This is a genomic window from Streptomyces sedi (assembly GCF_006335015.1).
Classification (GTDB): Bacteria; Actinomycetota; Actinomycetes; order Streptomycetales; family Streptomycetaceae; genus Streptomyces; species Streptomyces sedi.
Genome location: NZ_VDGT01000009.1, coordinates 60,131 through 78,778 on the forward strand (window position 1 = coordinate 60,131; position 18,648 = coordinate 78,778).

The 18,648-nt window shown below is 72.4% G+C and carries 17 protein-coding genes; 2 read left to right on the plus strand and 15 right to left on the minus strand.

Translation table 11 applies throughout. The annotated features are described in order from the left end of the window. Positions 1 to 13: 13 nt before the first annotated feature. Positions 14 to 964, minus strand: coding sequence for a DUF2510 domain-containing protein (locus FH715_RS13695; protein WP_139644940.1), 951 nt, complete (start codon positions 962 to 964; stop codon positions 14 to 16). A gap of 184 nt (positions 965 to 1,148) precedes the next feature. Continuing rightward, positions 1,149 to 2,351, minus strand: coding sequence for a cation:proton antiporter (locus tag FH715_RS13700; RefSeq protein ID WP_139645217.1), 1,203 nt, complete (start codon positions 2,349 to 2,351; stop codon positions 1,149 to 1,151). Between the two features lie 265 nt (positions 2,352 to 2,616). Here FH715_RS13700 and FH715_RS13705 point away from each other — a divergent pair, with 265 nt between their 5' ends. Then, positions 2,617 to 3,543 carry a 5'-3' exonuclease gene (locus FH715_RS13705; RefSeq protein WP_246108732.1) on the plus strand — a complete coding sequence of 309 codons (927 nt, stop codon included), beginning with the start codon at positions 2,617 to 2,619 and terminating at the stop codon, positions 3,541 to 3,543. A gap of 135 nt (positions 3,544 to 3,678) precedes the next feature. On the opposite strand, the gene FH715_RS13710 is transcribed toward FH715_RS13705, so the two are convergent. The 10 genes from FH715_RS13710 to FH715_RS13755 all read right to left on the minus strand — a co-directional run bounded on the left by FH715_RS13710 (position 3,679) and on the right by FH715_RS13755 (position 14,499). Beyond that, on the minus strand, positions 3,679 to 6,489 hold the full coding sequence (locus tag FH715_RS13710) for a DEAD/DEAH box helicase (RefSeq protein WP_139645219.1): 2,811 nt from the start codon (positions 6,487 to 6,489) through the stop codon (positions 3,679 to 3,681). 97 nt (positions 6,490 to 6,586) lie between these two features. Next, complete coding sequence (gene tatC, locus FH715_RS13715) at positions 6,587 to 7,495, minus strand: twin-arginine translocase subunit TatC (protein WP_139644942.1); 909 nt, start codon at positions 7,493 to 7,495, stop codon at positions 6,587 to 6,589. Between the two features lie 82 nt (positions 7,496 to 7,577). Next, a complete protein-coding gene (gene tatA / locus FH715_RS13720; RefSeq protein ID WP_139644944.1) occupies positions 7,578 to 7,850 on the minus strand; it encodes a Sec-independent protein translocase subunit TatA in 273 nt (90 codons plus the stop codon). Between the two features lie 137 nt (positions 7,851 to 7,987). Beyond that, positions 7,988 to 8,215: a hypothetical protein gene (locus tag FH715_RS13725; protein ID WP_139644946.1), complete on the minus strand. Its 228-nt coding sequence runs from the start codon at positions 8,213 to 8,215 to the stop codon at positions 7,988 to 7,990. A gap of 15 nt (positions 8,216 to 8,230) precedes the next feature. Continuing rightward, positions 8,231 to 9,199 (minus strand): helix-turn-helix transcriptional regulator, encoded by a 969-nt coding sequence (locus FH715_RS13730; protein ID WP_139644948.1) that lies wholly within the window; start codon positions 9,197 to 9,199, stop codon positions 8,231 to 8,233. A 32-nt stretch (positions 9,200 to 9,231) separates the two neighbouring features. Continuing rightward, positions 9,232 to 10,185 carry a helix-turn-helix transcriptional regulator gene (locus FH715_RS13735; RefSeq protein ID WP_139644950.1) on the minus strand — a complete coding sequence of 318 codons (954 nt, stop codon included), beginning with the start codon at positions 10,183 to 10,185 and terminating at the stop codon, positions 9,232 to 9,234. Between the two features lie 160 nt (positions 10,186 to 10,345). Continuing rightward, positions 10,346 to 10,717 (minus strand): FKBP-type peptidyl-prolyl cis-trans isomerase, encoded by a 372-nt coding sequence (locus FH715_RS13740; protein WP_139644952.1) that lies wholly within the window; start codon positions 10,715 to 10,717, stop codon positions 10,346 to 10,348. A gap of 75 nt (positions 10,718 to 10,792) precedes the next feature. Next, positions 10,793 to 11,785 (minus strand): FKBP-type peptidyl-prolyl cis-trans isomerase, encoded by a 993-nt coding sequence (locus tag FH715_RS13745; RefSeq protein ID WP_139644953.1) that lies wholly within the window; start codon positions 11,783 to 11,785, stop codon positions 10,793 to 10,795. Between the two features lie 83 nt (positions 11,786 to 11,868). After that, positions 11,869 to 13,230, minus strand: coding sequence for a Pup--protein ligase (gene pafA / locus FH715_RS13750; protein ID WP_139644955.1), 1,362 nt, complete (start codon positions 13,228 to 13,230; stop codon positions 11,869 to 11,871). 9 nt (positions 13,231 to 13,239) lie between these two features. Then, positions 13,240 to 14,499 (minus strand): MFS transporter, encoded by a 1,260-nt coding sequence (locus FH715_RS13755; protein ID WP_139644957.1) that lies wholly within the window; start codon positions 14,497 to 14,499, stop codon positions 13,240 to 13,242. A 121-nt stretch (positions 14,500 to 14,620) separates the two neighbouring features. Here FH715_RS13755 and FH715_RS13760 point away from each other — a divergent pair, with 121 nt between their 5' ends. Continuing rightward, positions 14,621 to 15,628 carry a LacI family DNA-binding transcriptional regulator gene (locus FH715_RS13760; protein WP_246108734.1) on the plus strand — a complete coding sequence of 336 codons (1,008 nt, stop codon included), beginning with the start codon at positions 14,621 to 14,623 and terminating at the stop codon, positions 15,626 to 15,628. Positions 15,629 to 16,487: 859 nt separating this feature from the next. On the opposite strand, the gene prcA is transcribed toward FH715_RS13760, so the two are convergent. The 3 genes from prcA to FH715_RS13780 all read right to left on the minus strand — a co-directional run bounded on the left by prcA (position 16,488) and on the right by FH715_RS13780 (position 18,533). Further along, positions 16,488 to 17,264 (minus strand): proteasome subunit alpha, encoded by a 777-nt coding sequence (gene prcA / locus FH715_RS13770; protein ID WP_139644961.1) that lies wholly within the window; start codon positions 17,262 to 17,264, stop codon positions 16,488 to 16,490. A gap of 66 nt (positions 17,265 to 17,330) precedes the next feature. Next, positions 17,331 to 18,173, minus strand: a complete 843-nt coding sequence (prcB, locus tag FH715_RS13775) for a proteasome subunit beta (RefSeq protein ID WP_139644963.1) — start codon at positions 18,171 to 18,173, stop codon at positions 17,331 to 17,333. Between the two features lie 141 nt (positions 18,174 to 18,314). After that, on the minus strand, positions 18,315 to 18,533 hold the full coding sequence (locus tag FH715_RS13780; protein WP_097230087.1) for a ubiquitin-like protein Pup: 219 nt from the start codon (positions 18,531 to 18,533) through the stop codon (positions 18,315 to 18,317). Positions 18,534 to 18,648 lie beyond the last annotated feature (115 nt).

The window sequence follows — 18,648 nt, forward strand, 5'->3', positions numbered from 1 at the left end:
TAAGGGCGCACGGCTAGGCAGCGGTACCTGGCCCGTCCGAGACGGCCACCACGCCGTCCAGAATGAGCTCCAGATCGGACATCGGGGGCGCCTGCCCGACGTCGTCCCAACTCAGCCGCAGCACCAGCAGGGTGGAAGGGTCCCCCGGCGCGACGAAGGCGACGCTCTCCACCACCGCCGCGCTGAACGGCGTGTTCAGCCCGACCCGCACCCGGTACCCGGACTCCCCCGCCACGGTGACGGAACCGGCGGACAGCTCGTCGGCGCCGAAGATCCCGCCGTACGCCTCGCCGGGGTAGGCGTCCCGCTGGAACGCGGCGACGTCGGAGCGCGCGGCGCCCTCCACCGAGAGCGTGCCGGCGCCGGGGAGCGCGTGGAGCGTCGCGGCGCCGGCGAGGCAGTCGAGGGCGGCGTCGGCAGGGCAGGGGTAGCCGCCGTACGCCAGCGAGACGAGGGAGTCGCTGGGGCGTTCGCTCCACTCCTCGGGCACCGGCAGGGCCACGCCGGCGACCCGGCCCTCGCTCAACGGGCCGGCGTCCGGGTCGCGTCGCCCGTCGTCGGGGGTCTCGCTCGCCGAGGGCGGCGGCCCGGTGCCGTCGTCGGGCGGGGAGCTTCCGTCGTCGCCGAGCAGCAGCGCGGCGACCAGGGCCCCGGTCAGCGCGAGGCCCAGCAGCCCGAACCCGATGACCGCCCGGTCCCGTCGCCGCCCCCGCGCGTCGGACGGGTCCGGCGCCTCGGGCTCCGGCTCGGCCAGCGGCCGGTCGCCGGGGAGCGTGGGCAGCGTGTGCGGGCCGCGCGCCGGTTCCCGCGGCAGGGAGGGAACGGTCGGGGTGCGGGTGGGCGCGTTCCCGGCCGGCCGCGTCGTGGCGGTCCACGCCGCGCCGTCCCACCAACGTTCGCGCGGCGGCTCGTCCGCTGACCGGCCGGGGTCCGCGTACCAGCCGGGCGGTGTGCTCTGGCTCACGGACCGAACTTCTCACATCGCGCGCCGTCGCGACCAGTGTTCGGGCGATAACCCCGGATAACCGTCAACGCCCGGCGGCTGCCGGGCGTTGACGGTGCGAACGGGGTGGCGGTGTCCGCGGCGGGAACGACGCGGGCCCTGGGCGCGGGCCCGGTGGGGGACTCTCCCGCCTCCGGTGAGGGCGCTACCTTCCGGAGCCCGCCGGCTCCGGCTCCGGCACCTCGGCCTCCGCGTGCTCGGCCAGCGCGTCCTTCCCACCGGGCAGCACCCTGGCCAGCCAGTGCGAACGCCCGGCGACCAGCGGCGCGAGCACCGCGAGGATGAGCACATAGCCGGCGATGAACGGCGAGAGCCGGTCGTCGAGTCCGGCCGCCGCGGCCATGGTGGCCAGGATCAGCGCGAACTCGCCCCTGGCGACGAGCGTGGTCGAGACGTTGGCGGTGGGCAGCGCGCCGAACCCGTAGATCCGGGCGGTGACCAGGCCGGCCCCGACGTTCATCACCACGGTGATCAGCACGGCGATCAGCACGGGCCAGATCACGGACGGCAGGTCGCCGGGCGCGATCGAGAGGCCGAAGCCGAAGAAGAAGATCGCGGCGAACGCGTCACGCAGCGGGTGGACCAGCTCCCTGATCCGTTCGCCGCTGCTGGTGTTGCCCAGGATGAGGCCCACCATGAACGCGGCGATGGCGTCGGCGACACCGAACTGCTCGGCGATCCCCGAGACGAGCACGGCGGCGCCGAGGAACGAGATCACCAGCAGCTCGTCGTCCTTGGTGGCGAAGAGCCGGCCGATGATCTTGGTGCCCCAGCGGGCGGCGACGGCCAGCAGGAGGAGGAAGCCGAACGCCTTGGCGATCTGCCAGGCGGTCTCCCCCGCGCCGTCGGAGCCGGAGATCACCGGCTGGAGGGCGGCCAGGTAGAGGGCGAGGAAGATGTCCTCGACCACGATGATGCCCAGGATGGGCTTGGTCTCCGGGCTGCCGATGCGACCGAGGTCGACCAGGATCTTGGTGACGATCGCCGAGGACGAGATGCCCAGCACACCGGCGAGCACCAGCGCCTCCGAGGTGCCCCAGCCCAGCGCGAAGCCGAACGCGAGGCCGGCGCCCACGTTCAGCACCAGGTAGGTGCAGCCGGCGATCACCATCTTCTTGCCGCCGGTCTTGAGGTCGTCCATGTGGAATTCGAGACCGAGGTAGAACAGCAGCAGCACGAGGCCGAGCGCGGAGAGCATCTCCAGGTCGTGCGGGTCCTCCAGCAGGACGAAGCCGGGGGTGTTGGGGCCGAGCAGTATGCCGGCCAGGATGAAGAGCGGAATCGTGGGCAGGCCTATCCGGCCGCCGAGGCGGGCGAGTATCGCGGCGGCGACGAAGGCGCCACCCATCGCGAGCAGGGTGTCAGCGTGTCCCATCCCGCATCACCCCCGGGGGCGGAGCGAAGCGGAAACGGGCAGGTGAGCGAGGTGAGCGGCGGGACCAGATGGGGTGCCGGGTCGGATGGGCGTCGGCAAGTGAGAGTCTCCTTCTCGGCGTCCGGACGGCTCGGCAAAGTGAGCGTCAAGAAATCGTTAATAATTAGCTTACCAAACGATTTCCGGCCCACCAGGGGGCGAGCCGAATTTGTCGGTGGTGTACGGCATGATCCGTGCTGTGACCACTCGCCTGATGCTGCTCGACACCGCCTCGCTGTACTTCCGCGCCTACCACGGCGTCCCCGACTCGGTCCGCGCCCCCGACGGCACCCCGGTCAACGCGGTGCGCGGACTGCTGGACTTCATCGCCCGGCTCGTCACCGACCACCGCCCCGACGCCCTGGTGGCCTGCCTGGACGAGGACTGGCGCCCCGCCTGGAGGGTGGAGCTGATCCCGACCTACAAGGCCCACCGCGTCGCCGACGAGGTGCCCGAGGGGGCCGACGTCGAGGAGGTGCCCGACACCCTCAGCCCCCAGGTGCCGGTGATCCACGAGGTGCTGGACGCCGTCGGCATCCTCCGTGTCGGCGCGGCCGAACACGAGGCGGACGACGTGATCGGCACGCTCAGCCACCGCGCCGCCGGCCCGGTGGACATCGTCACCGGTGATCGCGACCTCTTCCAGCTGGTCGACGACTCCCGGGGGGTGCGTGTTCTCTACCCCGTCCGAGGCATGGGAAATCTGGCGGCCTTCGACGAGGCCGCGCTGCGCGAGAAGTACGGCGTGGACGGCCCGCGCTACGCGGAGCTGGCGCTGCTGCGCGGCGACCCGAGCGACGGGCTCCCCGGCGTCGCCGGCATCGGCGAGAAGACGGCCGCCAAGCTGCTGGCCGCCTTCGGGGACCTGGGAGGCGTGCTGGCCGCGCTGGACGACCCCACCTCGGCCCTGACCCCCACCCAGCGTCGCCGGCTGCGCGAGGCCGCCGGCTACCTGGCCGTGGCGCCCCGCGTGGTCCGGGTGGTCACCGACCTCCCGCTGCCCGAGCGGGACGCGGCCCTCCCGACGGCCCCCGCTGACCCGGAGGCGCTGGACGCCCTCGACCGGCGCTGGGGCCTGGGCGGCTCGCTGGCCCGCCTCCTGACGGCCCTGGAGTCCCGCGCCTGAGCCACTCCCAGAGGGCCACGGGGAACGGCGCGAGCCCCACCGGCCCGGTGGGGGCGCGGGGAACGGCGCGAGCGCCCCCACCCGGGCCGCACACGACGACCCACCGCGACGACACGGGCCGCGGGCTCCTGCCGGCTACCCCAGCGAGCTGTACGCGACCACGCCGCGCAGGAGCTGGTCCACCGCCTGGCGGGCCGCCTTGGCGACGCCGCTGCCGTCGGGCGCGGCGGCGGAGAGCTGCCCGAGGACGTCGATGACCTGCTTGCACCAGCGGACGAAGTCCCCCGCCGGCATCTCCGCGTCCCGCAGCACCACGTCCAGGCTCTGACCCTGCGCCCAGCGGTAGACGGGCCAGGCGAAGCCGAGGTCCGGCTCCCGCTGCCCCACGCCGTTCACGGTGCTGATCCGGTGGCGTTCCTCCAGGGCGTCCAGCCGGCCCCAGATCCGCACCATCTCGCCCAGCGCCTGCCGGGTCCGCCCGGCGGGAACGTCGGGCGCCGGCGCGTCGTCGGCCGAGCGCGCCTCGTAGACCAGCGCGGAGACGCAGGCCGCCAGCTCGGCCGGCTCCAGCCCCTCCCACACGCCGTCCCGCAGGCACTCGCTCGCCAGCAGGTCCAACTCCCCGTACAGCCGCGCCAGTCGGCGGCCGTGCTCGGTGACCTCGTCGCCCCGCAGGTAGTCCAGCTCGGTCAGCAGCGCGGAGACCTCGTCGAAGGTCCTGGCGATCGTGTTGGTGCGGCCCGTGATCCGCCGTTCCAGCTGCCGGGTGTCCCGCTTCAGCCGGTGGTAGCGCTCGGCCCAGCGGGCGTGGTCCTCGCGCGACTCGCAGCCGTGGCAGGGATGCGCCCTGATCTCCCGGCGCAGCCGCGCGATCTCCTGGTCGTCGGCCGCCTCCGCGCGCCCCTTGCGGTGCCGGTGCGGCTCCACGTGCCCGGCCTTGGTGCGCAGCGCCGACGCGAGGTCGCGCCGTGACTGCGGGCTGCGCTGGTTGAACGACTTGGGGATGCGCATCCGGCCCAACGGTTCGACCGGCACCGGGAAGTCGATCGCGCCCAGCCGCTTCACCTGCCGCTGCACGGTCAGCACCAGCGGGCGCGGCCCGTCGTGCGCGTCGAAGCCGCGGCGCCCGCCGCTGCGCCCGTCCGGCGTGCCGGGGTCGAGCACCAGCGCGAGCCCGGCGAACTTCCCGGTCGGCACGTGGATGATGTCGCCCGGCCGCAGCTTCTCCAACGCGTCCGACGCCGCCGCCCTGCGCTGCGCCACGCCCTGCCTGGCCAGCTCGTTCTCCCGCTCCTTGAGCCGCTGTCGCAGTCCCGCGTACTCGCGGAAGTCCCCCAGGTGGCAGGTCATCGCCTCCCGGTAGCCCTCAAGGCCGCTCTCGTTGCGCTGCACCTGGCGGGAGATGCCCACCACCGAGCGGTCGGCCTGGAACTGCGCGAACGACGTCTCCAGCAGCTCGCGTGAGCGCCTGCGGCCGAACTGCCCGACCAGGTTGACCGCCATGTTGTACGAGGGCTTGAACGAGGAGCGCAGCGGATATGTGCGCGCCCCCGCCAGTCCGCCGAGCGCCCCCGGGTCCATCCCGCGCTGCCACAGCACCACCGCGTGGCCCTCGACGTCGATCCCCCGCCGCCCGGCCCTGCCGGTGAGCTGGGTGTACTCGCCGGGGGTGATGTCGGCGTGCTGCTCGCCGTTCCACTTGACGAGCTTCTCCAGCACCACGGAGCGCGCCGGCATGTTGATGCCCAGCGCCAGCGTCTCGGTGGCGAAGACGGCCTTGACCAGGCCCTCGACGAACAGCTCCTCGACGATCTCCTTGAACCGGGGCAGCATCCCCGCGTGGTGGGCCGCGATGCCTCGCTCCAGGCCCTCAAGCCACTCGAAGTAGCGCAGGACGTGCAGATCCTCGTCCGGGATGTCCGCCGTGCGCCGCTCGACGATCTCCCGCACCCGGGCGCGCGAGGAGGGGTCGTTGAGCCGCAGCCCGGCGGCCAGGCACTGCTGTACGGCCGCCTCACAGCCCGCGCGGCTGAAGATGAACGTGATCGCCGGCAGCAGCCCGTCCGCGTCCAGCCGGTCGATGACCTCGACGCGGCTGGGCGTGTAGAGCCGGTTCCGCTGGCGCTTCTCCCGCTCGCGCTCGGCCGCGCGCCGCCGGTCGCGGCCATTGCGGTTGCGTTCCCGCGCGCCCCAGGAGCGGGTGTTCTCCAGTCGCGCCATCCGCACCAGGTCCGGGTTGACCTCCCGCTTGCTCCCGGACTCCGCGAACAGGTCGTAGAGCCGCCGCCCCGCCAGCACGTGCTGCCACAGCGGCACCGGCCGGTGCTCGGAGACGATCACCCGGGTGTCCCCGCGCACGGTGTCCAGCCAGTCGCCGAACTCCTCCGCGTTGGAGACCGTGGCCGACAGCGAGACCAGCGACACCGACTCGGGGAGGTGGATGATCACCTCTTCCCAGACCGCGCCCCTGAACCGGTCGGAGAGGTAGTGCACCTCGTCCATCACCACATGGCCGAGGTTGGTCAGCGACGAGGAGTTGGCGTACAGCATGTTCCGCAGCACCTCGGTGGTCATCACGACCACCGGCGCCTCGGAGTTGACGCTGTTGTCCCCGGTCAGCAGGCCGACCCTGTCCTCGCCGTAGCGGCGCGCCAGGTCGGCGTACTTCTGGTTGGAGAGGGCCTTGATCGGCGTCGTGTAGAAGCACTTCCGCCCCTGGCTCAGCGCCAGATGGACGGCGAACTCCCCGACGATCGTCTTGCCCGAGCCGGTGGGCGCCGCGACCAGCACGCCCTGTCCCGCCTCCAGGGCCTGACACGCCTCGATCTGGAAGTCGTCCAGCGCGAAGTCGTAGAGATCACGGAAGGGGGCGAGAGCGGTCCGCTCGTCCGCGGCCCGACGCCGCGCTTCGGCGTACCGCTCGGCGGGAGACATGTCGTCGGTCATCGTCATCCGAGCCTACCGGCCCGCTCCGGCCCCCTCCGAGGGATTTCCCCGCGCCCCCGGGCAGGCCGCCGTCGGGGGTGCGGGGGGCGTGCGGGGGTCAGGTCGCGTCGTCGTCGTACCCGTTGACCCGCCGGTCGTGGTCGTCGTCCAGCCGCTGGGCCGGGCCCACCGCCTCGGGCGTCAGGTCCAGGTCGGAGGCCTCGTCGTCGGACAGCCCCGCGTTCGGGTCGCGACGCGCCCGACGGCGGTCGTTGAGCAGGGCGATGCCGCACGCCAGGAAGTACAGCCCGGTCACCGGGACCTGCAACGCGATCATCGACAGCAGGTCGGTGGGCGTGATGGCCGCGGCGAAGACCGCGATGCCCATCACCATCCAGCGCCACCAGCTGATCATCCGTTTGCCGGTGATCACCCCGCCCAGGTTCAACAGGACCAGCAGCAGGGGCAGTTCGAAGGAGATGCCGAACGCGAGGGCCAGCCGGACGGTGATGTCCAGGACCTCCTCGACGCTCACGAAGTTCTGCGCGTCGTCGGCGCTGAAGCTCAGCATGACGGGGATCGCCCGCGGCAGCAGCCAGTAGGCGAAGTAGGTGCCCGTGAGGAAGAGCGGTACGCCGACGCCGACCACGGCCCGGCTGTACTTCTTCTCGTGCTTGTGCAGCCCGGGCGCGATGAAGGCCCAGAACTGGTAGAGCCAGACCGGCGAGGCGACGATGAGCCCGACCAGCAGCGCCACCCGCACATAGGTGCCGAACGGAACCAGCAGTCCGGTCTGCGAGAGGACGGCGCAGCGCTTGTCCTCGGCCTCGGGGTCGCCTGCGTCGCAGATCGGCACAGGCTCCGTGAGGAAGTCCATGATGTCCTTGGCGAAGAACGCCGCCACGACCGCGACGATCACCACCGCGAGCGCGGCCTTCCCCAGCCTGTTGCGCAACTCCCGAAGATGCTCGGTGAGCGGCATCCGCCCCTCGGGGTCCCTGGGGGGTTTGCGCGCGGTCTTGAGCACCCCACGTCCTCATCTCGTCGGGCAGCCGGCATCAGCCCGGCCACCGGCCCTCACTGCCAGGTCAACACCGCACGTGCGGCCGTCAGCCCTGGGCGCTGCCCCGGGGCTCGTCCACGGGGCGCGCCGCCTCGCTCTCGCCGGGGGCGGGCTGGATGACGCGGGGGGCGACGGCGGGCTCGGCGTCCGCGCCCTCGCCCGGCTTCTTGCCGTCCGACTTCATGGCGGTCGTCTCGCTCTTCATGATCCGCATCGACTTGCCCAGCGCCCTGGCGGTGTCCGGCAGACGCTTGGAGCCAAAGACCACAACGACGACGAGGGCGACGACGAGAAGGTGCATAGGGGAGATAGCGCCCATGTTGTGTCTTCTCTCTCTTCGGGTCTCTCTTCGAGATTCGGATCTGATGTCGGCCCTGGGAGGAATACCCTCATCGGCCACACGCTCCGCAATCTTAACGCGGGGGGGTAAACACAAAGCAATGCTTGGGCGTCGCTCTATTCATCCGGTGAACCACGCACGACACCCGGGGTGATCTCCCGCCCGACCTCCCCCGACCTGGCCGCCAGCGGCTCGGCGGCCCGTTCCAGCTCATCGGCGGCGCGGCCGATCCGCTCCGTTCCCTCGGCGACCGCGTGGGAGAAACGGGCCACCTCGATCCCGACCCGCACGGCGAGTACGCCGAGCACGGCGACCCCGGCGAAGGTCAGGAAAACGAGTGCCATCGGCCAGAACACGGGCTATCCCAACTCCTCGTAGGCGCGCAACGCTTCCCGCGCCGCCTCGCGGGCGCTGTCGGCCAGCCGCGCGGGCGCGACGATCCGGCCGTCACCGCCGAGGCGCAGCGCGAGCCGGCGCAGCGTGATCGGGTCGGGGGTGCGCAACGCGATGCGCAGCCCGCCGTCCGGCAGCTCCTCGGCCTCGTCGTGCGCGTAGTACTCGGCGACCCAGCGTCCGCCGGGGCCGACCTCGATGACCACCTCGGGGTCGGTGGGCGCCGGCTGCACCAGCCCCTCGCTCAGGTCGCGCGGCTCGATCGGCGGCGGGTCGGCCGGCACGTCCAGCAGCTCGATGCTGGCCACCCGGTCCAGCCGGAAGGTGCGCCGGGCCTCCGTGCGGTGGCACCACGCCTCGACATAGGTGTGGCCGACGGCGAAGAGCCGGATCGGGTCGATCTCCCGGTCGGTCAGCTCGTCCCTGCCGGGCGAGTAGTAGCGGATGCGCAGCCGCCTGCGTTCGGCGATGGCCCTGTCCACCTCGGCGAAGACGCCGCCCTCGGACTCGAAGGTGACCGACACCCGGGAGCTGGCCCTGGCGCTCTCCCCGGCCGCCGCCTCCAGCTTGGCGGTCAGCCGCAGCAGCGCGTCCCGGTCCCCGGCGCGCAGCCCCGGCATCGTGGCCACGGCGCGGGCGGCGACCAGCAGCGCCGTCGCCTCGTCGGCGGCGAGCCGCAGCGGCTGGCCGGTCGTGGAGCCGGTGGCCTCCGCGTTGTACCACCAGATGTGCTCGCCGTCGGTGTCGATGTCGAGCAGGTCGCCGCCCCGGAAGCTGGTGCCGCACATCGGCAGCACGCTCAGGTCAGAGATCAGCTCGTCCTCGGTGACGCCGAACGCGCGCGCCACCTCGTCGACCCGGGCGCCCGGGCGCTCCCGCAGATAGGTAACCAGCGACAGCAGTCGCCTGGTGCGGTCAATGGCGGTGGTCGCCATGTCGTCCTCTCCCCCTCCTGCCCTCTCCGGCCTCAGCCCGCGGCCACCGCGCGCAACCGCTCCAGCACGTCGGCGCGCAGCTCCGCCGGCTCCAACACCAGCACGTCGGGACCGAACTCGGCCAGCCAGGCGTCGAGTCCGTGACCGTAGGGGATCTCCAGCTCGTCCCACTCCACGCCCCGGCTCAGGAACCGGGTCGCCCTGGCGCGCAGCGGATAGCCCGCGCCGGCGCGCAGCCGGATCCGCGCCTGTGCCGTCGCGTGCTCCCCGGCGAACGCGGCCACGCCCTCGCGCACCGCGACCTGGTCGGGCACCTCGGCCGTGAACTCGCCGGACCGCGACCTGACCCGGCCCACGATCCGCGAGAGCCGGAAGACACGCTGCGCGCCCCGCCCCCGGTCGAAGCCGGCCAGGTACCAGTTCCCGTGCCAGCACTCCAGCGCCCAGGGCTCGACCTGCCTGGCCTCGGGGGTGGCCGCGTTGGACTTGCGGTAGTCGAAGGTGACCACCCGGCGGTCGCGGCAGGCGATCATCAGCGGCTCGAACGCCGCGTCCCCGGCCGGCACACGCGGCTCCAGGGCGCTGTAGTGGTCCGCTTCCGCCTCGACCATGGGAACGCCGGCGGCGCGCAGCTTCTGGAGGGCGCCGCTGGCCGCGCCGGCCAGCCTCGCCTGCTGCCAGACGCGGGCGACCAGCCCGAGCGCCGCCGCCTCGGCCGCGTCCAGGGCGACGGGCGGCAGCCGGTTCAGGTCGCGGCGGGCCAGGTAGCCCACCTCGCCGTCCAGGCTCTCGACCGTCTCGATCACCATGCCGAGCTCGCGCAGGTCGTCCTTGTCCCGCTCGAAGGTGCGGTTGAACGCGTCCTCGGAGCTGACCTCGATGTACGCCTCGATGGAGTCGCGCAGCTCGCGCTTGCTCAACGGGCGGGCGGTGTTCAGCAGGCACAGGGCCAGGTTCATCAGCCGCTCGGCCTTGGCGATGGCCATCGCCCCGCCCCCTTCCGTTGGTCCGTTCCGATGTCCTCGGCGGGTGTCCCCGCCGGACCGGCGTGTGCGTCAACCGGCCCGTGCGGCAGGGGCGTTCGCCACGGACGCGCGTGGGCCCACCCCCGCTGAGGGGATGGGCCCACGGTACCGCCTGCCTCGATCAGACCGAGACCAGGTCGCAGACGAAGATCAGCGTCTCGCCCGGCTTGATGCGCCCGCCGGCCCCGGCGTCGCCGTAGGCCAGGTGCGGCGGGATGGTGAGCTGCCGGCGACCGCCGACCCGCATCCCCTGCACGCCCCGGTCCCAGCCGGTGATGACCTGACCGGCGCCGAGCTGGAAGACCAGCGGACGGCCGCGGTTCCAGCTGGCGTCGAACTCCTCGCCGCTGCTGAAGGCCACGCCCACGTAGTGGACGGAGACCTGGGCGCCGGCCTCGGCGACCGGTCCGTCCCCCACCCAGAGGTCCTTGATCTCAAGGTCCGCCGGCGGCTCGCCACCCGGGAAGTCAACCTCGGGCTTCTCGTTGTTCACCGAAAACCACTCCTACGAAGGATTGCTACCTGCGTCGCCTGTTGACGCGAGGGGCGCCCGAGGCGTTGATCAACCTCAGGCCGCACCAATGATGTCGACCACGAAGACCAGCGTCGAACCGGCGGGGATGCCGCCGTTCTCCTGGTCGCCGTAGGCCATGTCCGGCGGGAGGACCAGCAGGACGCGGTCGCCGACCTTCTTGCCCACCAGGCTCTCGTCCCAGCCGGCGACGACCGAGCCGGTGCCGATCTGGAAGGCGGAGGCGGACTCGCGCTCCCAGGAGGAGTCGAAGACCTCTCCGTCAGCCCAGGTCACGCCCGTGTACTGGACGACGAGCGCCTGCCCGTCGGCCACCTCGGGGCCGTCGCCCTCGACGAGCAGCTGCTCGCGCAGCTCCTCCGGCGGGTCCTCGCCCTCGGGGATGGTGATCTCAGGGCCGCCGTCGCCGATCTCCACGGCCGGCAGGCCGTCCTCGGAGTCGGCCTGCTCGCCCTCGACCGAACCGGCCGGGTCCACCTGGGCGGAGGCGACGATGTCGAAGACCCAGACGACCCCGTCGTCCTCGCTCAGCCCGACCTGCTGGGCGGCCGGCCCGAGCAGCTCGCCCGCCTGGCCCTCGACCTGCACGCGGCTGCCGACCTGCTGCCCGATCAGGGGCTGGGTGACCGCCTGCGGGAGCGAGGACTCGACGTTCGCCTGGGCGATGACCTGCGGCTTCGCCCCGTCCTCGGTCTCCTCGCTGGGCTCGCCCTCGGTGGTACGCCAGGTGTTGACCAGCTCGGCGCCCTGCTCGACGGTGGTGGCGAGCACGTCCATCCGCAGGTAGTCGCCCTCGGCGATCTCCGCGCCGTCCCCCTCGGCGAGCACCTCGACCACGGTCTCGTCGGCGACCGCGGCCTCCTCGTCGATCTCGATCTCTGGCTGCTCGCCCGACTTGCCCGAGACGGTCGCCACCGGCCCGTCGCCCCCCTTGTCGTCGCCCGATTCGGAACCGCAGGCGGCGGTCAGGAAGAGCGCCGGCACGGCCAGCGCGGCGACGAGGCGGTGCGCTCGTTGTGTGGGGATCATGAGTCCAACTCGCGATAGGAACGGCCGGGGCGGGACCCCGCTGGTCCCGCCACCCTACGACCTCGGCCGCCCCGCCGGGACGGTCACATGCCGGCGATCAGCTTCTCCACCCGCTCGTCCACGGAGCGGAAGGGGTCCTTGCACAGGACGGTCCGCTGGGCCTGGTCGTTCAGCTTCAGATGGACCCAGTCCACCGTGAAGTCGCGGCGCTGTTCCTGCGCCCGCCGGATGAAGTCGCCGCGCAGCCTGGCCCTGGTGGTCTGCGGCGGGACCGACTTGCCCTGGAAGATCTTCAGGTCGTTGCAGATCCGCTGCGCCTGACCCTTGCGCTCCAGCAGGTAGTACAGGCCGCGGCGGCGGTGGATGTCGTGGTAGGCCAGGTCTATCTGCGCCACCCTGGGGTGCGACATGGTCAGGTTGTGCTTGGCCCGGTAGCGCTCGATCAGCTGGTACTTCATGACCCAGTCGATCTCGGTGTTGATCTTGTCGAGCTGCTCGCCGCGGATCGCGTCCAGCGTCCGCCCCCACAGCTCCAGGACGCGCTCGGTGAGCCCGGAGCGCATCCCGCGCCGCTCGCAGAAGTCCAGCGCCTTGTCGAAGTACTCCTGCTGGATCTCCAGTGCGGACGCCTCCCGGCCGGTGGCCAGGCGGACCTTGCGCTGTCCGGTGATGTCGTGGCTGACCTCGCGGATGGCGCGGATCGGGTTCTCCAGGGTGAGGTCGCGCATCACCGTGCCCGCCTCGATCATCCGCAGCACCAGATCGGTCGCGCCGACCTTGAGAAGCATGGTCGTCTCGGACATGTTCGAATCGCCGACGATCACATGCAGTCGTCGGTACCGCTCGGCGTCGGCGTGCGGCTCGTCCCTGGTGTTGATGATCGGCCGGGAGCGGGTGGTCGCCGAGCTGACCCCCTCCCAGATGTGCTCGGCGCGCTGGCTGACGCAGAAGACCGCGCCCCTGGGCGTCTGGAGCACCTTGCCGGCGCCGCAGACGAGCTGGCGGGTGACGAGGAACGGGATCAGCACGTCCGCCAGCCGGGAGAACTCCCCGTGCCGGGCGACCAGGTAGTTCTCGTGGCAGCCGTAGGAGTTGCCGGCGGAGTCCGTGTTGTTCTTGAAGAGATAGACGTCGCCGGCGATGCCCTCCTCGTGCAACCGCCGCTCGGCGTCCACGAGCAGACCCTCAAGAATGCGCTCGCCCGCCTTGTCGTGGGTGATCAGCTCGGTGACGTTGTCACACTCCGGGGTGGCGTACTCCGGGTGGGAACCGACGTCCAGGTACAACCGGGCACCGTTGCGCAGAAAGACGTTGCTGCTACGGCCCCATGACACGACTCGGCGGAAGAGGTACCGCGCCACCTCGTCCGGGGACAGCCGTCGCTGGCCACGGAACGTACAGGTGACGCCGTACTCGTTCTCCAGCCCGAAAATGCGGCGATCCATGAGTGAACATTACGCCTGATGCCCACTTCTGAAACCGGGTTCGAGCGCGGCGTTTCGATCATTTCGCGATTCCGGGGGCGCTTCGGAAGGGGCCTCGGGAACTGCGAGAACGCGGCGGGTGGCGAGCAGCACCAGCACGGCGAGGCAGCCGGAGACCCCGGCGACCAGGAAGCCGGCGCCCTCCTCGCCCCACTCGACGGCCGGCCCGGCGACGGCCGTGCCGACGGCCGCGCCGACGCCGAAGGTGGTCACCAGCCAGGAGAACGCCTCGGTCACCGTGCCGCGCGGCGCGTGCCGGTCGATGACCGCGAACGCGCAGGCCAGCGAGGGGGCGAGGGCGACCCCCGCGAGGCCGGCGAACAGCGTCATCAGCGCCACCGAGCCCGGCACCAGTGCCAGCGGCAGATAGCCGGCCGCCAGCACGGAGACCAGCGCCAGCAGCCGTGGCTCCGGCGCCCCGGCCCACGGCCTGGCGCCGTACCAGAGCCCGCCGACCAGCGCGCCCACGCCGAGCGCGGAGAGCAGATAACTGGCCACCCACTCGTCGCCCCTGGCGTCCGCGTAGGCCACGGCGGCGACCGAGATCGCGCCCAGCGCCATGCCCACGCACAGGAAGCAGCCGAGCAGCGCCAGGAGCCCGCCGGAGCGCAGGGCCCCGAGCCAGTGGGCCTCGCGCTGTTCCCCGCGCCACCGGCGTGAGGGCTCGGAGACCACGACGGTGAGCGCGCCCAGCAGCCCGACCGCGTTGATCACCAGCAGCGCCGCCGCCTCGGACCAGACGGCCACGAGAAGCATCACCAGCAGCGGCCCGCCGGCGAACATCACCTCCTGCGCGACGGCGTCCAACGCGTAGGCCCTGCGCACCCGTTCGGCCGAGCCGAGCACGGTGGACCACAGCGCGCGCAGCGCGCCCTCCAGCGGCGGGGTGGTGAGCCCGGCCAGCAGCACCAGGGCGGCGGCCACCGGCAACGGCTCGGTGCCGAGCAGCGCGAACGCGACCATCGCCAGCGCGGAGACCAGCGCGGCGGGGAACATCACCCTCTGCCCCCGCAGGTCGACCAGCCGCCCGAGCAGCGGCTGGCCGACGGCGGTGGCCAGCCCGTGCACGGCGGCCAGGGCGCCGGCGAGGGTGTAGCCGCCGCCCTCGGCGCGGGTGAAGAGCACGATGGCCAACGGAGCGGTGCCATGCGGGAGTCGGCCGACGAGCGTGCCGCTCAGCAGCCGCAGCACATGGGGGGAACGCAGCAGTTCCCCGTAGCCGGCGGTCATGGGGTCACCCTTCGGTAGTGTTACGTATAACTGCCCCCGATTCTACGTACGATGCTCCGGTCCGCGACAATCGATATCCCGCTTTCGACATCCCGCTCTCCTCAACGGCCAGGGAGGCCAAGTGCCCGAGGCACGCCCGCCGACCAGTCGCGACGTGGCCCGGCACGCCGGCGTCTCCCAGGCCACGGTCTCGCTGGTGCTGCGCGACCGCTGGCGCGGCCGGGTCTCCCCCGCCCGCGTCGACGCGGTGCGCGCGGCTGCGCGGGAGTTGGGCTACCGGCCGAACCAGGCCGCCCGCAGCCTGCGGCTCGGCGGCTCCAGGACCGCGCTGCTGGTGGTGCCGGCGCTGGCCAACGACTTCTTCGGCCGGGTGCACGCGGGCGCGGCGTCGGTCGCGGCGGAGAACGGGCTCCACCTGGTGCTCTACCCCTCCCCCGGGGGCGTGGGCCCGGCGCCCGACCCGTTCGCCTCGGCCAGCGCCACGCTGGACGGGGTGCTGGCCTCCTCGATGGCGGCGGAGGCGCTGAGCGCGCTCAGCGGGGCCGGGCTGCCGCTGGTGATGCTCGACAGCGAGCCGGGGCGCGCGCCGGCCGCCGCCACGGTCAACCCGGACATCGCGGCCGGGACGCGGCTGATCGTCGACCATCTGCGGGAGTGGGGGCACCGGAGGATCGCCCATCTCGCGGCGGACGTCGACTCCTGGACCTTCGCCATGCGGGCCGCGACCCTCGCGGAACGGCTGGATATCGACGGTCTCCCGCCGCCTCGCACGGAACGGGCCGAGCTGAGCGTCGGCGGCGGACTGCGGGCGGCGGAACGCGCGTTGGCGGCCACCCCGCGCCCCACCGCGCTGTTCTGCGACGACGACCTGCTGGCGGCGGGGGCGTGCAAGGCGGCGCGGCGGATGGGCCTGCGGGTGCCGGAGGACGTCTCGGTGACCGGCTTCGACGACCTGGCGCTGGCCACCACGGTCGAGCCGGAGCTGACCACGGTGAGCCTGCCCGCTGAGGAACTGGGCGCTGCCGGGCTGCGCGCGTTGCTCGCGGTGCTCGACGGCCGCGCGCAGCAGGACACCGTGCTGCCGGTGCGGCTGGCCGTGCGCGGCACCACGGGGCCGCCCCCCGGCTGAGAACCCGCCGCCCTCACAACCGGTGGTGCACCCACCCCCCCCGGTTCCACGTAGACCGCGTGGTCGTGCGCGACATCGCAGTGCACCGGCACGAGCGCGTCGGGCACCGTGACCGGACCGGTGGCGTCGAACGGCAGCCCGGTCCAGGAACGCCACTCCGCCAACGTGCCGGGGATGACCATGGCGCGCGGGCAGACTCCGACGATCCGGCCGCCGGCGCGGACATGGACGCGCAGCCACGGGTCCCGCGGCAGCCCGTCCTCGCGGACGAGCCGCGCGTACTCCTCCACGGGCAGGTCGGGGACGAGGTGCTTGCGGTTCGGCCGCACCGGGGCGACCAGGTGCGCGAACCCGAGCCGCGCCGCGTTCTCCCGCATCGCGGCCAGCATCCGGCCCGACAGCCCGGTCCCCTGGAGGTGCCGGGCGACGCTGATCTCCAGTGCCGAGACGAGGTTCGGCCTCCGGCCGAGCTGCCGGTCGCGCGCCGCGCGCCAGATCGCCCCGTCCCAGCCGTCGACGGGGAGTTCGCCGCGCGCCGGATCGCCCTCCCAGAAGAAGGGGACGGAGAAGCCGCGGGCGACCGCCTGGTCCGGGGCCTCGGCGTCGTAGGCGAGCAGGCCGTGCTCCGGGTGCGCGGTCCTGACGTCGCTGAAGTAGAGCGGGCCCATGGGGTCCTCGTCCATGAACGCCGGCCAGGGTTCGCTCTCCGGCGCCGCGAACGAGGACTTCAGCGTGGGTCGTTGGGCGAGCGTGACGATGCGCAGGTCCATGGCCCGACCGTAGCCAGCGGGACCCGCCCGGGCACCCGGTTTACGGTGCCGCCCGTCCCCGGCCGGTCGCCGGGGACGGGCGGCGGCCGTTACTTCCCGTCGCCCTTGGGGGCCTCGTCGTCGCCCGCCTCGCCGTCCTCAGCGGCCTCGGCCGCCTCGGCGCTGTCGCCGGCCTCCAGCAGCGCGCTGAGCTGACGCTGCAACACCCGCTTGAACTTGCGCTGTTGGGGCCGCTCGCGGTCCAGCACCGCGACCTCAAGCTGGTCGCTGGTCAGCTCGCGCTCGGTGCCGCCGCTCTCCCTGCCCAACGAGGCCACGGCCAGCCGCAGCGCCTCGCCCAGGTCCATGTCGTCCCGGTGCCGCTGGCTGAGATAGCTGCCGATCTGGTCCGAGTTCCCACCGACGGCGACCGATCCGTGCTCGTCGATGATCGAACCGTCGTGCGGCAGCCGGTAGATCTCGTCCTCGGCCGGGGTGGCCCCGACCTCGGCGACCAGCAGCTCGACCTCGTACGGCTTCTCCACGGTCGCGGAGAAGATCGTGCCCAGCGTCTGGGCATAGAGGTTGGCCAGGCCGCGGGCGGTCACGTCCTGCCGGTCGTAGGTGTAGCCACGCAGGTCGGCGTAGCGGGTGCCGCCGATGCGCAGGGACTCGTACTCGTTGTACTTGCCGGTCGCGGCGAACGCGATCCGGTCGTAGATCTCGCTGACCTTGTGCAGCGCCCGCGAGGGGTTCTCGGCGACGAACACGATGCCGTCGGCGTACTGGAGCACCACCAGGCTCCGGCCGCGCGCGATGCCCTTGCGGGCGTACTCGGCGCGGTCGGCCATGGCCTGCTGGGGTGAGACATAGAACGGCGTGGACACCGGGGTCGTCCCTTCACATCTGGTCGGTCACAGCGGATTGATCGGCACCGCGAGGGCCGAGGGCACTCAGAGGGCGGGCGCCTGGGGTCCGTCGGGCCGCCGGAGGCGGCCGTCGTGGATGGCCTCGGCAGCCGCGGACACCTCGTCCTCGGTCAGGCGGCGGATGCCGTCCTCGGTGATCACCATGACGATGGGGTAGATCCTGCGCACCAGGTCGGGGCCGCCGGTCGCCGAGTCGTCGTCGGCGGCGTCGTAGAGCGCCTGGAGCACGACCGTGGCGACCTCGTCCTGCGACAGGTCGTCACGGTGCAGCTTCTTCAGGGAGCCGCGGGCGAAGACCGATCCGGAGCCGACGGAGGCGAAGCCGGACTCCTCCGTGCGACCGCCGGCCACGTCGTAGGAGAAGATCCGGCCGTGCCCGCGGTCGAGGTCGTAGCCGGCGAAGAGCGGGACCACGGCCAGGCCCTGCATGGCCATGCCCAGGTTGCCCCGGATCATCGTGGAGAGGCGGTTGGCCTTGCCCTCCAGCGAGAGGACCTCGCCCTCGACCTTCTCGAAGTGCTCCAACTCCAGCTGGAAGAGCTTCACCAGCTCGACGGCGATGCCCGCCGTGCCGGCGATGCCCACAGCGGAGAACTCGTCGGCGGGGAAGACCTTCTGCATGTCCTTGGTGGCGATGACGTTGCCCATGGTGGCGCGGCGGTCGCCGGCGAGGACCACGCCGTCGGCGAAGCCGGCGGCGACGATGGTGGTGCCGTGCGGCGCCTCGACCGGCCCCTTGATCGGGGGCGTCGCCCCGCCGGGCAGCCGCTCGGGCGCGTGCTCGGAGAGGAAGTCGAGAAAGGAGGACGACCCCGGCCGCAGGAAGGCCGCCGGGAGTCGCCCCTGATCGTGGGAGTTGGCTGCCACAGGTTTCCTTCCAGATAGGCGAAACGGTCCGCTGCTCCGGGCCGACGGAGGGCCGGGCAGAGGCAGCGTACGTCACGGACCCTACCCGTCAGATGGACATGATCCACATGACTCGGAAAGCCTCGGCCGGCAGCCCGCGGCCTACTGGCCGCCCTTCTGGACGAAGCTGCGCACGAAGTCCTCCGCGTTGGACTCCAGCACCTCGTCGATCTCGTCCAGGACCGAGTCCACGTCGTCCGTCAGGGCCTCCTGACGCTCCTTGAGATCCTCGGAGACCTCGGCGTCCTGCGCCTGCTCCTCGGTCTCCTCGCTGGTACGCGACGCCCGCTGCTGGCCGCCGCCGGTGTCCTTGGTCGCCATCTCCCTCACCCCATGCTCAGCTGTGACGTGACATGAATCAGACCCTACTCGCCGGGGCTGACATCGGCTTCCCGGAGCGGAGACCTCGGGAATCCGCTGAGATCATTCCCAGATC